This is a genomic window from Streptomyces sp. NPDC097640 (assembly GCF_040302705.1).
Taxonomy (GTDB): Bacteria; Actinomycetota; Actinomycetes; order Streptomycetales; family Streptomycetaceae; genus Streptomyces.
The window spans coordinates 68523-82504 of record NZ_JBEOSB010000043.1 but is presented as its reverse complement, the minus strand read 5'-3'; the positions used below and the strand labels follow the sequence as shown (position 1 = coordinate 82504).

General features: G+C 73.4%; 11 protein-coding genes. 8 read left to right on the top strand and 3 right to left on the bottom strand.

Annotated features, from left to right (window positions below):
- On the bottom strand, nt 1-683 hold a 683-nt coding region (locus ABTY62_RS43820; protein ID WP_502997643.1), incomplete at its 3' end, for a helix-turn-helix domain-containing protein.
- A gap of 84 nt (nt 684-767) precedes the next feature.
- Between ABTY62_RS43820 and ABTY62_RS43815 the strand changes: the two genes are divergently transcribed.
- The 3 genes from ABTY62_RS43815 to ABTY62_RS43805 all read left to right on the top strand — a co-directional run bounded on the left by ABTY62_RS43815 (nt 768) and on the right by ABTY62_RS43805 (nt 4348).
- Nucleotides 768-1943, top strand: a complete 1176-nt coding sequence (locus ABTY62_RS43815) for a 4-hydroxybenzoate 3-monooxygenase (protein ID WP_352134981.1) — start codon at nt 768-770, stop codon at nt 1941-1943.
- Entirely contained in the window at nt 1940-2752 is an 813-nt protein-coding gene (locus ABTY62_RS43810; RefSeq protein WP_352134980.1) for an IclR family transcriptional regulator, read from the top strand. The genes ABTY62_RS43815 and ABTY62_RS43810 overlap by 4 nt, the downstream gene beginning before the upstream one ends.
- Before the next feature lie 144 nt (nt 2753-2896).
- The gene (locus ABTY62_RS43805; protein WP_311723616.1) at nt 2897-4348 is read left to right on the top strand and encodes an MFS transporter; all 1452 of its coding nucleotides are present in this window, start codon (nt 2897-2899) and stop codon (nt 4346-4348) included.
- A gap of 11 nt (nt 4349-4359) precedes the next feature.
- Here the strand turns inward: ABTY62_RS43805 and ABTY62_RS43800 are convergent, their stop codons facing one another.
- Both ABTY62_RS43800 and hemE read right to left on the bottom strand, forming a co-directional pair.
- Complete coding sequence (locus ABTY62_RS43800; protein WP_352134979.1) at nt 4360-5943, bottom strand: hypothetical protein; 1584 nt, start codon at nt 5941-5943, stop codon at nt 4360-4362.
- 55 nt (nt 5944-5998) lie between these two features.
- Nucleotides 5999-7084, bottom strand: coding sequence for a uroporphyrinogen decarboxylase (gene hemE, locus ABTY62_RS43795; RefSeq protein WP_352134978.1), 1086 nt, complete (start codon nt 7082-7084; stop codon nt 5999-6001).
- 91 nt (nt 7085-7175) lie between these two features.
- Here hemE and ABTY62_RS43790 point away from each other — a divergent pair, with 91 nt between their 5' ends.
- From ABTY62_RS43790 to ABTY62_RS43770, 5 genes are all read left to right on the top strand, one after another.
- Nucleotides 7176-7937 (top strand): DUF3000 domain-containing protein, encoded by a 762-nt coding sequence (locus tag ABTY62_RS43790; protein ID WP_352134977.1) that lies wholly within the window; start codon nt 7176-7178, stop codon nt 7935-7937.
- A gap of 143 nt (nt 7938-8080) precedes the next feature.
- Complete coding sequence (locus tag ABTY62_RS43785; protein ID WP_311723620.1) at nt 8081-8740, top strand: LuxR C-terminal-related transcriptional regulator; 660 nt, start codon at nt 8081-8083, stop codon at nt 8738-8740.
- Nucleotides 8741-9024: 284 nt separating this feature from the next.
- Nucleotides 9025-10299 (top strand): ribonuclease D, encoded by a 1275-nt coding sequence (locus ABTY62_RS43780; RefSeq protein ID WP_352134976.1) that lies wholly within the window; start codon nt 9025-9027, stop codon nt 10297-10299.
- A 188-nt stretch (nt 10300-10487) separates the two neighbouring features.
- Nucleotides 10488-11705 (top strand): thiolase family protein, encoded by a 1218-nt coding sequence (locus ABTY62_RS43775; protein ID WP_352134975.1) that lies wholly within the window; start codon nt 10488-10490, stop codon nt 11703-11705.
- Between the two features lie 5 nt (nt 11706-11710).
- The gene (locus ABTY62_RS43770) at nt 11711-13849 is read left to right on the top strand and encodes a 3-hydroxyacyl-CoA dehydrogenase NAD-binding domain-containing protein (RefSeq protein WP_352134974.1); all 2139 of its coding nucleotides are present in this window, start codon (nt 11711-11713) and stop codon (nt 13847-13849) included.
- Nucleotides 13850-13982: the final 133 nt, after the last annotated feature.

Sequence of the window (13982 nt, the reverse complement as noted above, 5' to 3'; positions counted from 1 at the left end):
CCGACCCGCTGGCCGTCCGGGGCCCAGCCGTCGCGGCCCGCGGCCTCCACGCGCCGCGCGAAGTCGCCGGGGTCCGGGGCCCCGGGGCCCCGGACCCCGTCCCGCTCCGGCCGGGGCGGGACGGCGGGGAAGGACGCGTCCAGCGGGTCGGCGGCGCGGCGGGCGCGCCAGGCGGCCCAGGTCGCCTCGTCCCACTGGGTGGCGAAGAGGGCCCCGGGGGCGCAGCGTTCGGCGGGGAGGAGGTCGCCGATGCGGAAGGCGAGGGACATGGTGCGGCGCCGGGTGACCTGGACGACGAACCGCACCCCGGCTCCGTCCGGGACGGCGACCGAGACCGACTCGTCGAGCGCGTCCGCCAGCCGCCCGGCGAACGGAAGGAGCGCGTCCGGCAGGCCGCTCGCGTTCAGGTAGGCGTTGCCCAGCTCCATCAGCCGGGTCGCCAGGCTCACCTCGCGCCCGTCCAGCCGTACATATCCGAGCTGTTCGAGCGTGCCGAGTACGCGGTCGACGACGGAGCGGGCGAGCCCCGTGGCGCGCACCAGGTCGCCGGGGCGGACCGCGGTTCCCGCGCCGTGCGCGGACTGGGCGGACAGGGCGGCCAGCTCGCGCAGCACGGCAAGGCCGCGCTCGAGAGGCCCGACCGAACCATTGACAGGCGGTGAGGCCGCCCTGAGACTCGTCACCACCAGATTATGAACCATCCTTCACCAGGCGAACAGCCCGCCAGGCGAACAAGGCTGGGCGAACGGGCGAGAAGGGACAATCGGATGCGCACGACCGTCGGCATCGTCGGCGGCGGCCCCGCCGGACTGCTGCTCGCCCGCCTCCTGCACCGCGCCGGAGTCGAGTGCGTGGTGCTGGAGAGCCGCGACCGCGCTTATGTCGAGGCGCGTCAGCGGGCCGGGATCCTGGAGCAGGGCACGGTGGACGCGCTGCGGGGGTGCGGCGCGGGCACCCGGATGGACCGGGAGGGGCTGCTGCACCACGGCATCGAGCTGCGCTTCGAGGGCCGCGCCCACCGCGTCGACTTCCCCGCCCTGACCGGCGGGCGGTCGGTGATGGTGTACGCCCAGACGGAGGTGGTCAAGGACCTGATCGCGCTCCAGCTCGCCGACGGGCCGCCGCTGCTGTTCGGGGCCGAGGTACTCGCCGTCGAGGGTCCCGACTCCGCCGCGCCCGCGATCCGGTTCCGCCACGAGGGCCGCGAACAGACGCTCCACTGCGACTTCGTGGCGGGCTGCGACGGCTTCCACGGCGTGGCCCGCCGCGCGATCCCGGCCCACCTCACCAGGGTGTACGAGCGCGTCTACCCCTACTCCTGGCTCGGCGTCCTGGCCGATGTGGCGCCGTCCTGCGAGGAGCTGATCTACGCCCGTCACCGGCGCGGCTTCGCCCTGCACAGCATGCGCTCCCCGCTCGTCTCCCGGCTCTACCTCCAGGTGGCGGCCGACACCGACCCGGCCGGCTGGTCCGACGAGCGGATATGGGACGAGCTGTCCGCCCGCTTCGCCGTCGACGGCGACTGGGCGCTGGAGCGCGGCCCGATCACCGCGAAGTCGGTCACCCCGATGCGCAGCTTCGTCCAGGAGCCGATGCGCCACGGCCGGCTGTTCCTCGCGGGCGACGCCGCGCACATCGTGCCGCCCACCGGCGCCAAGGGGCTCAACCTGGCCGTCACCGATGTGATCACCCTGGCCCGCGCCCTGGCCCTGCACCACGAGACCGGCTCCACCGAGCTGCTCGACGGCTACTCCGAGACCTGTCTGCGCCGGGTGTGGCAGGCCGAGCGCTTCTCGTACTTCATGACCGACACCCTCCATCCCCACCCGGACCGCTCCCCGTTCGAGGAGCGGCTGCGCCTCGCCCAGCTGGAGCGGATCGCCGACTCGCCGACCGCGTCGGCCGAACTCGCCGAGAACTACGTCGGCCTCCCGCTCATATGACCGCGTCCAGGGCTCTGGAGGGGCGCCCCCTCGACGGCCGCCGCTCGGTCGCGGGCCGGGTGCTCGCCGTGCTGGACGCCTTCGACGCGACGCACCGCTCGCTGTCGCTGACCGCGCTCGCCCGCCGCGCCGGGCTGCCGCTGGCCACCGCGCACCGCCTGGTCGCCGCGCTCACCGGCTGGGGCGCCCTGGAGCGGGACGCGGCGGGCGCGTACCACATCGGGCTGCGGCTGTGGGAGGTGGCGACCCTGTCGCCGCGCGGGGTGGGGCTGCGCGAGGCGGCGCTCCCGTTCATGGAGGACCTCTACGAGGCCACCCACGAGAACGTTCAGCTCGCGGTGCGCGACGGGCTTGAGGTGGTCTACGTCGAGCGGATCTCCGGGCGCTCCGCGGTGCGGGTGCGCAGCCGGGTCGGCGGCCGCTGGCCGCTGCACGCGACCGGCGTCGGCCTGGTGCTGCTCGCGTACGGGCCGCGCCCGGTGCGCGAGCGGGTGTGCGCGGAGCCGCTGCCCCGCTTCACGGAGCTGACGATCCGCGACCCGGCCCGGCTGCGGGCCGCCCTCGCGGAGGTGCGGCGCACCGGGATCGCGGTCAGCGACCGGCAGATCACCATGGACGCGATGTCGGTCGCCGCCCCGGTGCGCGGGCCGGGCGGGGAGGTGGTGGCCGCGCTGTCCGTCGTGGTCCCGGCCGCCGAGGGGCGGGCGCCGGGGCTGATCCCGGCCGTGCGGGTGGCCGCGCACGGGATCTCCCGTACCCTCGCGGCCGCCTGGGGGCAAGGCCCCGTCACGGAGACTTCCGGCCGGTGAAAGGGTGCGGCCGCACCCCTTGCCGCGGCGTGACGGAGCCCACAGGCTGTGGGGCACTTCGCGCCACGCACCACACAGCCCACCGCCCCGCCACCGACGCCGGACCGTCCGTGAACCGCCGCGCCCAGAGGGGGACATGAGGACATGCCCGAAGCGACCGAACCGACCACCGCCCAGGAGCCGGAGGCCGCGTCCGGAGGCTGGAAGCCGTACCACACCCTGTGGGCCATGCTGCTCGGCGGCTGGCTCTTCTCGTACGCGGACCGCACCATCACCGGCCCGGTCGTCACCTGGCTCATCGACAACGACCACGGGATGCTGGGCTCCGCCAGCCATCCGCACGCGCTCGGCGGGCTGATCGGCAGCCTCTTCTTCGCGGGCTACATGCTGACGCAGTTCCCCGGCGGCTATCTCGGGGACCGCTTCGGGCACCGCGCGATGCTCGCCGTCTCGCTGCTGTGGGCGGGCGTGGCGACCCTCGCCAGCGGGATGGTCACCGGGCTGATCGCCTTCGTGGTGCTGCGCGTGCTGACCGGTCTTGGCGAGGGCGTCTTCTACTCCAACGACCGCACGCTGATCGCCCAGCGGACCCCGCCCGCCAAGGCCGGGCTCGGCATGGGCGTGGCGATCACGGGGCTGTCCATCGGGCTGACGATCGCGACCATCAGCGCCCCGTATCTGATCGACTGGGGCGCGGACGTGTTCGGCCACGAGGACGCCTGGCGGATGCCGTTCCTGGTCCTGGGCGGCGCGACGCTGGTGTTCGGCGTCGTCTCGGCGGCCTATCTGCGGCGCATCGGCGGCCCGCTGCGGGCGGGCGGCTCGGCGCTGCGGCTCCTGGGCATCTCGGCGGTGCTGTGCGCCGCCGTGATGGCCGTGTATCTGATCGCCGACGGGGCGGGGCTGCCGACCTGGGGCGTGGCCGTCCTGGAGTGCGTCCTGGCGTTCGTCCTCATCGGGGCGATCTTCGCCCGGCGGGGCTCACGGCTGGGCGCGGTCTCCCGCAACCGCAACGCGCTGCTGCTCAGCTTCGCCTTCATCGCGGTCATGTGGAACCTGTGGTTCTTCAGCTTCTGGTCGGTCTCGATCGTCGCCGACGCCGCCCACAGCTCGTTCCAGAACGCCGCGCTGGTCGCCACCTTCAACGCGGGCGCGGGCATCCTCGGCTTCCCCGCCGGCGGCTGGCTCTCGGACCGGGCGAAGGACCGGGGCTGGGGACGGCGGCCGCTGCTGGTCGCGTTCACCGTGGTCCAGGGGGTGCTGGTGCTGGTCTTCGGCGCCTATCTCCAGGCCGACGAGACGCCCTCGCTGCTGGTGATGTCGGTGCTCCTGTTCGTCACCAGCCTGTTCTTCAACGCCCTCCAGCCGATGGCGCACGCGCTGCTGAACGACGTGGTCGACCCGGCCGAACGCGGGGCGGCCTTCGGGATGTTCAACCTCGTCGGCGAGATCGGCGCGGTGATCAGCCCGGCGCTCAGCGGCACCCTCTTCGACCACTACAAGAGCTGGACGCAGGCCGTCTACATCGACGGCGCGCTGATGCTCGCCAGCGCCGTGCTGTACTACCTGATCCGCGAGGAGGTCCGGCGACCGTAGCGCCGCGCCCCTCACCAGCCGTCGGCGTCGCCCCCAGCGTCCCCCTCGTCGCTCTCGTCCACCTCGTACAGCACCTCCAGCACGTCCCGGACCCGCCCGGCCACATGGCGGTGGCAGCTCCAGGCGTCGGGGGCGAACGGCTCGTCGGGGGCCTCGAAGTCCCCGGGCGCGCAGAGGTGGTTCAGATGGGCGCCGATCAGGGTGTCCCGGTACCCCACCACCCCGTATCCGCGGCTCGCCAGGCGCTCCAGGCCCTCCCAGGGGTGCTCGCCCGGGTGCGGGCACGGCTCGTCCAAGGGGGCGAGGTCGACGCGCTCGAAGACCTCCTGAAGGACGCCGAGCACGGATCTCGGTATGTCGATGACCATCCCGTCCACCGCCCAGCAGGCGAGCAGCAGCAGAACGGCCCGCTCGCGCCCCTCGCCGCCGCTGTCGCCGTCGCCGTCGCCCGCCGCCCAGCGGCGGGCGGCCCACAGCGCGGCGTTCTGCACCAGCTCGTCGTGTTCGGTGACCCAGGACTGGCGGTAGGTGGTGGTGAGGGTGTCGATGTCGAGCCGCCCGTCGGGGAGCAGGTACTCCGCGTCGAGGTGGGCGGTGTCGCGGGTGCCGAAGAGCTTGTCGCGCCCGGCCAGCAGCCGGTCCAGCGCCTCGCGGGCGAGCCCGGCGAGGAAGGCCGGGCACAGCCAGCCCTCCAGCGGGGTGTGCCACCCCTCGATCCCGCCCCGCCGCCGGTAGACGCCCCGCCCGCCGGTGCTGAGCAAGTGGACGCCGACGGTGGCCAGGGCGGCCGGGTCGTCGCCGGCCTGAGGGTGCTCGCCGTCCCGGTGTGCGCAGGGCTCGTCGCCGAGCGCGGGCAGGACGGCCTCCAGTGCCTGGACCATCTCGTCCAGCACCCACTTGCCGCGGATCCGGCCGCTCACCGCGTACCAGCAGGCGGCGTGCAGGATGACGACGAGCCCGGCGCGGGCGTCGCCCTCGGGGTGGTCGCGCAGGGCGGCGGCGTAGTCGGAGAGCTCGTACGCGGGGTCCACGTCGGGGTAGTCCCACAGGATGGACCGCAGGTGCTGGGCCTTGCGCGCGTCGATGAGGGGCAGCCGGGGCGGGATGTCGGCCACCGCTCCGGGGTCGATGACGTCGATGGCCACCCGCGCGTATCCGGCGATGTTGCGCGGGCACAGCCACTGTTCCTTGGTGGCCGTGTCGCGCCACTGCTCGTCCTCGGCCTCGCTCCGGCCGTTGCGCAGCAGCGGCAGCAGGTGCGCCAGACCGTCCTGGCGCTCGCCCAGGTCGTCCTCGTACGGGTGCCACCGGTGGCCGCAGGGGCGCTCGCGCAGGGCGGTGTCGGCGGCGTCGAGGGCCACCAGGGCGGCGCCCTCGACGCCGTCCCCGGTGAGCCAGCCGGTGTGTTCGGCCGTCATCAGCAGGCCGAGCGTCCACAGGTAGGCGTGTTCACCGGTGGGCTCGGCGGTCAGCCGCTCGGCACAGTCGCGGACGAGCCGGTCGGCCTCGTCCTTGGAGCGGCCTTCGCGGACGGCGTCCCACTGGTCGGCCAGTTCCCGGACGCGGTCGGCGGTGATGGCAGGGAAGTCCCTCATGGTCTCCCAGACGATGAGGGACCCCGTGCGGGTTCCGACTACGCAGCGGCCGGGCTCAGCGGGCGGTCCGGGTGTGGACGTACTCCACCAGGCGGGTGAGGGCGTCGGGGTCGGTGCTGGGCAGCACGCCGTGGCCGAGGTTGAAGATGTGGCCCTCCAGGCCGCGGGCCGCGTCCAGCACCTCGTCGGTCTTGGCCTCGACGGCCTGGCGCGGGGCGAAGAGCACGGCCGGGTCGAGGTTGCCCTGAAGCGCCTTGCCGGGGCCGACCCGCCGGGCCGCCTCGTCCAGCGGCACCCGCCAGTCCACGCCGACGACGTCCGCGCCCGCCTCGCCGAGCAGCCCCAGCAGCTCGCCGGTGCCGACGCCGTAGTGGATGCGCGGTACCCCGTATCCGGCCACGGCGTCGAAGACCTTCACGGAGGCGGGCATCACGCGGGCCCGGTAGTCCGCGGGGGACAGGGCGCCGACCCAGGAGTCGAAGAGCTGGACGGCGGAGGCGCCCGCCTCGATCTGCACCTTCAGGAAGGTGGCGGCGATGTCGGCGAGCCGGTCGAGCAGCTCGGCCCACAGCTCGGGGTCGCCGTACATGAGCGCCTTGGTGCGCTCGTGGTTGCGCGAGGGGCCGCCCTCGACGAGGTAGCTGGCGAGCGTGAAGGGCGCGCCGGCGAAGCCGATCAGCGGGGTGGCGCCGAGCTCGCCGGTGAGCATCCCGACCGCCTCGGTGACGTACTTCACATCGTCCGGGTCCAGCGGGCGCAGCCGGTCCAGATCCGCACGGGTGCGGATGGGATCCGCGATGACCGGGCCGACGCCGGGCTTGATGTCGAGGTCGATCCCGATGGCCTTGAGGGGGACCACGATGTCGCTGAAGTAGATCGCCGCGTCCACATGGTGGCGGCGAACCGGCTGGAGCGTGATCTCGGTGACCAGGTCCGGCCGCGTACAGGAATCGAGCATCGCGATGCCCTCGCGGACCTTGTGGTACTCCGGCAGCGAGCGGCCCGCCTGCCGCATGAACCACACCGGAGTGTGCGAAACCGGCTCACGTCGGCAGGCGCGGAGGAAGGCCGAGTCGGCCGTCGCGCTCGCCGCGGTGCGGCCGGTCTGCTGCTGGCCCGAGGGCCCCTCGTTGGCGCTCATGACCCAAATCTTCGCACGGGCCGAACGAGTGACCCGCCAACCCGGGTGTTCTTCCCCGGTTGAGGCCCCCGATGCGCCTAGTCTTCCGAGCATGGCAGCGGTTCAAGGACACCTCTCGAACGGCGCTGACGGCGCCGAGAGCGCCGACGGGGCGGACGCGGCGGGCGGGGAAGGGGCCCCGGCCGCCTTCCGGCATGCCGTGGCCGGGCTGTGCGCCGTGCGGCCGCGGCCCGAGGTGGAGCTCTCCCCGACGCCGCCGCCACGGCGGCTGGCCCCGTTCTCGTACGCGCTCGAGGCGGCGGTCACGGCGAGCCCGGCGAACGCCGTCGACGATGACGACGAGGAGGAGCTGGCCGAGGGGCGGCTGATCCTGCTGCACGACCCGGCCGGGCACGACTCCTGGCGCGGTACGTTCCGCCTGGTCACCCTGGTCCACGCGGACCTGGAGCCGGAGATGGCGGCGGATCCGCTGCTGCCCGAGGTGTGCTGGTCGTGGCTGACCGGCGCGCTGGAGGCGCGCGGGGTCTCGTACCGGCAGCCCAGCGGCACGGTGACCCGGGCGAGCTCGCACTACTTCGGCGGGATAGGGGAGCGCGAGCCCTCGACCCGGATCGAGATCCGCGCCTCCTGGACCCCGGCCGAGCGGCCGGCGGCGGAGCCGGGGCGGACGGAGCACCGGCGTCCTGACCGGGGCGTCGCCCCGGGCGACGGGGCGGCCGGGGCACCGGACACCGCGGCGCACCTGGCGGCCTGGTGCGATCTGCTGTGCCAGATCGCGGGTCTGCCGCCGGCCGGGGCCGCCGAGGCGGGGGTCGTATCGCTCCCGCAGCGGCGCGGTCCTCAGCCTCGGTGAGCACTCGCTGATCAGGCTTGATCGATCAGTCGTCCTAATTGCCCGAATTGTTACTCACCAAATCGTGATCATTCCCTAAAGCCGGGCCGTATCGGTGCCGAAGGACGTGGTGACCCGTCCCACCACTTCCCCCAGGAGGCCTGGTGTCTGTTCTCCTCGAGCAACCTTCCAGCCTGGTCGCCTACCGCCCGAACAAGCCGACGGCCATGGTCGTCGTCGCCGACCCCCGCGTACGTTCCACCGTCACCCGTCACCTCTGGGCCCTCGGGGTGCGCGACGTCATCGAGGCGTCGTCCGTCGCGGAGGCCCGTCCCCGGATCGCCAACCCGCGCGACATCTGCGTCGCCGACGTCCACCTCCCCGACGGCTCCGGCCTCACGCTGCTGTCCGAGACCCGCGCCGCGGGCTGGCCGAACGGCCTGGCCCTCTCCGCGGCCGACGACATCGGCGCCGTCCGCAACGCCCTGGCCGGTGGCGTCAAGGGCTACGTCGTCACCGGCACCCGCACCAACCTGGGCATCCCGGGCCGCCCCGGCGCCGCCCCCCTCGGCGCCGCCGCCCGGATGCACCGCCGCCCGCCGGGCGCCCCCGGACACCCGGGCGGCTACCGCGAGCTGTCGGGACGCGAGGTCGAGGTGCTGCGGCTGGTTGCGGAGGGCCAGTCCAACAAGGCCATCGGCGTCTCGATGGGCCTGTCGGCGCTCACCGTCAAGAGTCACCTCGCCCGCATCGCCCGCAAACTGGGCACCGGCGACCGGGCCGGCATGGTCGCGGTCGCGCTGCGCACCGGGATCATCCACTGAGCCACCCCACCCGTCCCCTCGAACCCCCCGCCGGACCCTGCGCCGGGGCCCCTGACGGGCCCTCCGCCAGGCTCTCCGCCAGATCCTCCGCAGGGCCCCGCACGGGGCCCCCGTAAGCCGCACACCAGCCCCCTACGAGCCGCGTCAGACCTTCCGTACACCCCCCGCACCACCCCTGGCTCCCGCCCAGGCGCCCACCGTCCACCCAACGCCCGGCGCCCGCCGACGGAACGTTCCGTCGGCGGGCGCCCTGCGTACCCGGTACGCACAGCTACCCTTGACAGGTGACCGACGCCCAAGAGACCGCAGCAGAGACGACACTGCGAACCACCGGGGGCGCTCCCCCGGACGACCTCCCCTCGGCGCCGGTCCCCTTGCTGGAGCCGCGTGAGGGCATCCCGCCCGTCACCGCCGACCCGGACGCGCTCGCCGAGGTCGTCGCCGCGTTCGCGGCGGGCCGCGGCCCGGTCGCCGTGGACGCCGAGCGCGCGTCCGGGTACCGCTACGGGCAGCGGGCCTATCTGGTCCAGCTGCGCCGCTCCGGCGCGGGGACCGCCCTGATCGACCCCGTCGGCTGCCCCGACCTGTCCGGCCTGGGCGACGCGATCGCCGACGCCGAATGGGTGCTGCACGCCGCCACCCAGGACCTGCCCTGCCTGCGGGACATAGGCATGCTGCCCGGCCGCCTCTTCGACACCGAACTGGCGGGCCGGCTGGCCGGGTTCGCCCGGGTGGGCCTGGGCGCCATGGTCGAGAACATCCTCGGATACGCCCTGGAAAAGGGCCACTCCGCCGTCGACTGGTCCACCCGCCCGCTGCCCGATCCGTGGCTGCACTACGCCGCGCTCGACGTCGAGCTGCTGGTCGACCTGCGCGACGCGCTGGAGGAGGAACTGGCGCGGCAGGGCAAGCTGGACTGGGCGCACCAGGAGTTCGCCGCCATCGCCGCGGCCCCGCCCGCCCCGCCCCGCAAGGACCCCTGGCGGCGCACGTCGGGGATGCACAAGGTCCGGCGGCGCCGGCAGATGGCCGTGGTGCGCGAGCTGTGGACCGCCCGGGACAAGATCGCGCAGCGCCGTGACGTCTCGCCGGGCAAGGTGCTGGGCGACGCGGCCATCGTCGAGGCCGCGCTGACCCTGCCGACGACCGTGCGCGCCCTGGGCGCGCTGAGCGGCTTCGGCCACCGCATGGGCCGCCGTCAGCTGGAGCAGTGGCAGGCCGCGGTGGACCGGGCGCGGGCCCTGCCGGAGTCCGAGCTCCCCCAGCCGGGCCAGCCGGTGGCCGGCCCGCCGCCCCCGCGCGCCTGGGCCGACAAGGACCCGGCCGCGGCGGCCCGCCTCTCGGCGGCCCGTACGGCGGTGACCGCGCTGGCCGAGCAGCTGAACCTGCCTCAGGAGAACCTGATCGCCCCGGACACGGTCCGGCGGCTGTGCTGGGAGCCCCCGGCCGAGCTGACCGCCGAGTCCGTCAAGGCCGTCCTGCACGGCTACGGCGCCCGGCCCTGGCAGATCGAGCAGACCACCCCGATCCTGCTGACGGCCCTGGGCACCGCGGCGTGAGGTGACGCGGCCCCCTTTTTGAGGCTCGGTTCGGACGGGAAGGCGAATTCCCGGGTGTGACCTTCACCCCTCCCGGAGCGGGGGCTGGGCACCGTGGTTACTCATAAGTAGCATGAGGGTGTGGAGGCACGCCCCTTGCCGGGCGTGCCCGCAGCAGTGCCATCCCGCGCACCTGGAGGAGAGCCAACGTGCCTCGTACCGCTAGGGACGTCGTCTTCGTCGACGGCGTCCGGACCCCGTTCGGCAAGGCGGGTCCCAAGGGCATCTACCACGAGACCCGCGCCGACGACCTGGTCGTCAAGTGCATCCGGGAGCTGCTGCGCCGCAACCCGGACCTGCCGCCGGAGCGCATCGACGAGGTGGCCGTCGCCGCGACCACGCAGATCGGCGACCAGGGCCTGACCATCGGCCGCACCGCGGGCATCCTGGCCGGGCTGCCCCAGTCCGTGCCCGGCTACGCCATCGACCGGATGTGCGCCGGCGCGATGACCGCCGTGACGACGACCGCGGGCTCCATCGCCTTCGGCGCGTACGACGTGGTCGTGGCGGCCGGGGTGGAGCACATGGGCCGCCACCCGATGGGCGAGGGCGTCGACCCGAACCCGCGGTTCGTCTCGGAGAAGCTGGTCGACGAGTCGGCCCTGTTCATGGGCATGACCGCGGAGAACCTCCACGACCGGCTGCCGCACATCTCCAAGCAGCGCGCCGACGAGTTCGCGGTGCGCAGCCAGGAGAAGGCCGCCAAGGCCTACGCCAACGGCAAGATCCAGCAGGACCTGGTGCCGATCTCGGTACGGCGCACCAGCCCGGAGGGCGGTGAGCTGGGCTGGGGCCTGGCGACCGCCGACGAGCCGATGCGCCCCGGCACCACGCTGGAGGGCCTGGCCGCCCTGAAGACCCCGTTCCGCCCGCATGGCCGGGTCACCGCGGGCAACTCCGCGGGACTCAACGACGGCGCGACCGCCTCCCTGGTCGCCGCCGAGGACGTGGCCCGGGAACTGGGCCTGCCGGTGAAGATGCGGCTGGTCGGCTACGCCTTCGCGGGCGTCGAGCCGGAGGTGATGGGCTACGGCCCGGTCCCGGCGACCAAGAAGGCCCTCGCCAAGGCGGGGCTGACGATCGAGGACATCGGCCTCTTCGAGATCAACGAGGCCTTCGCCGTGCAGGTGCTGTCCTTCCTGGACCACTACGGCATCGACGACGACGACCCGCGCGTCAACCAGTACGGCGGCGCGATCGCCTTCGGGCACCCGCTCGCCTCCTCCGGGGTGCGGCTGATGACGCAGCTGGCCCGGCAGTTCGAGGAGCAGCCCGAGGTCCGCTACGGCATCACCACCATGTGCATCGGCTTCGGCATGGGCGGCACCGTGATCTGGGAGAACCCGCACTTCGAGGGGAACAAGTGAGCGGCGTGACCACTACCGAAGAGCTTCTCAAGGGCGCGGCCGAGCTGTTCCCGGACGAGGTCGTGACGCAGGCGCACGTCCGCCATCTGGACCTGCCCGGCGGCGCTGGCCGGTTCGCCCTCATCACGCTCGACAACGGCCTGGACCACACCAAGCCCACCACCTTCGGCCCGGCCTCGCTGGCGAATCTGAACGCCGCGCTCGACCAGGTCGAGAAGGAGGCCGCCGAGGGCGCGATCGTCGGCGTCGGCGTGACCGGCAAGCCGTTCATCTTCGCCGTCGGCGCCGACCTCAAGGGCGTGGAGCTGCTGAAGCGGCATGCGGACGCGCTGGCCATCGGCAAGGGCGGCCACGACGTCTTCAAGCGGCTGGCGGGCCTCGCCGTGCCCACCTTCGCGTACTACAACGGCGCGGCGATGGGCGGCGGCGTCGAGGTCGGCCTGCACTGCACGTACCGCACGGTCTCGGCCGCGCTGCCCGCCTTCTCCCTCCCCGAGGTCTTCCTGGGCCTGGTCCCCGGCTGGGGCGGCTGCACCCTGCTGCCCAACCTGATCGGCGCGGACCGCGCGGTCACGGTGATCATCGAGAACTCGCTCAACCAGAACCGGCAGCTCAAGGGCAAGCAGGTCTACGAGCTCGGGATCGCCGACGCGATCTTCGAGGGCGCGGACTTCCTGGAGCAGTCGCTGCTGTGGACCGCGTCCGTGCTCAGCGGCCAGACCAAGGTCGTACGTCCCGAGGTGGACCGCGGCGAGGGCTGGGACGCGGCCGTCGCCCGCGGCCGGGCCATCGCCGACAGCAAGGTGCACGGGGCGGCCCCGGCCGCGTACCGGGCGCTGGACATCATCGCCGCCGCGAAGAACGGCGATCTCGGCCAGGGCTTCGACTCCGAGGACGGCGCCCTCGCCGACCTGATCATGGGCGGCGAGCTGCGCAGCGGCATCTACGCCTTCAACCTGGTCCAGAAGCGCGCCAAGCGCCCGGCCGGCGCCCCGGACAAGTCCCTGGCCCGCCCGGTCACCAAGGTCGGCGTGGTCGGCGCGGGCCTGATGGCCTCGCAGCTGGCGCTGCTGTTCGCGCGCCGCCTGGAGGTGCCGGTCGTGCTGACCGACATCGACCAGGAGCGCGTCGACAAGGGCGTCGGCTACGTCCATGACGAGATCGACAAGCTGCTGCTCAAGGGCCGCGTCAACCAGGACAAGGCCAACCGCCTCAAGGCCGCGGTGACCGGCTCGCTCGACAAGGCCGAGGCCTTCTCGGACGCCGACTTCGTCATCGAGGCCGTCTTCGAGGAGATGGGCGTCAAGCAGCAGGTGTTCGCCGAGGTCGAGGCGGTCGTGCCGGCCCACGCCATCCTGGCCACCAACACCTCCTCGCTGTCGGTGAGCGAGATGGCCTCCAAGCTCCAGCACCCGGAGCGGGTCGTCGGCTTCCACTTCTTCAACCCCGTCGCGATCCTGCCGCTGCTGGAGATCGTCCGCGGCGAGAAGACCGACGACGCCTCGCTGGCCACCGCCTTCGGCATGGCCAAGAAGCTGAAGAAGACGGCGGTCCTGGTCAAGGACGCCCCGGCGTTCGTCGTCAACCGGATCCTGACCCGCTTCATGGGCGAGATCCAGAACGTCATCGACGAGGGCACCCCGGTGGACGTCGCCGAGCGCGCCGTCGAGCCGCTGGGCCTGCCGATGTCGCCGCTGGTGCTGCTGGAGCTGGTCGGCCCGGCCATCGGCCTGCATGTCTCGGAGACCCTGCACCAGGCGTTCCCGGACCGCTTCACGGTCTCGGAGAACCTGCGGCGCGTGGTCGAGGCCGGCAAGCGCGGCTTCTACGTGCATGCCGGCGGCAGTTCAGCCAAGCCGGAGCTGGACCCGGAGGTCGCCGCGCTGCTCGAGCAGGGCGACTCGGTCCTCACCGAGGAGCAGGTGCGGGCGCGGGTGCTGGAGACGGTGGCGCAGGAGATCGGCCTCATGCTGGACGAGGGCGTCGTCGCCGAGGCGCAGGACATCGACCTGTGCCTGATCACCGGCGCGGGCTGGCCCTTCCACCTGGGCGGCATCACCCCGTACCTGGACCGCGAGGGCATCTCGGAGCGGGTGGTCGGCCAGCGCTTCCTGGCCCCGGGCCTGGCGAGCGTCCCGGCGTAGCGTGTTGTGCTCCGAGCGCCGGACGGGCCACTCGCCCGTCCGGCGCTCGCGTGCTCAACCGTCCGATTCGTCCACGGCGGACATCCGGCAGGCATGGACGACCCACCACTGGGGCGAACGCACGAACCGCCGG

Excerpts from the sequence above, each read along its gene's own strand:
- ABTY62_RS43815 (WP_352134981.1), top strand. The coding sequence starts at position 768 with ATGCGCACGACCGTCGGCATCGTCGGCGGCGGCCCCGCCGGACTGCTG.
- ABTY62_RS43810 (WP_352134980.1), top strand. The coding sequence starts at position 1,940 with ATGACCGCGTCCAGGGCTCTGGAGGGGCGCCCCCTCGACGGCCGCCGC.
- ABTY62_RS43805 (WP_311723616.1), top strand. The coding sequence starts at position 2,897 with ATGCCCGAAGCGACCGAACCGACCACCGCCCAGGAGCCGGAGGCCGCG.
- ABTY62_RS43800 (WP_352134979.1), bottom strand. The coding sequence starts at position 5,943 with ATGAGGGACTTCCCTGCCATCACCGCCGACCGCGTCCGGGAACTGGCC.
- hemE (WP_352134978.1), bottom strand. The coding sequence starts at position 7,084 with ATGAGCGCCAACGAGGGGCCCTCGGGCCAGCAGCAGACCGGCCGCACC.
- ABTY62_RS43790 (WP_352134977.1), top strand. The coding sequence starts at position 7,176 with ATGGCAGCGGTTCAAGGACACCTCTCGAACGGCGCTGACGGCGCCGAG.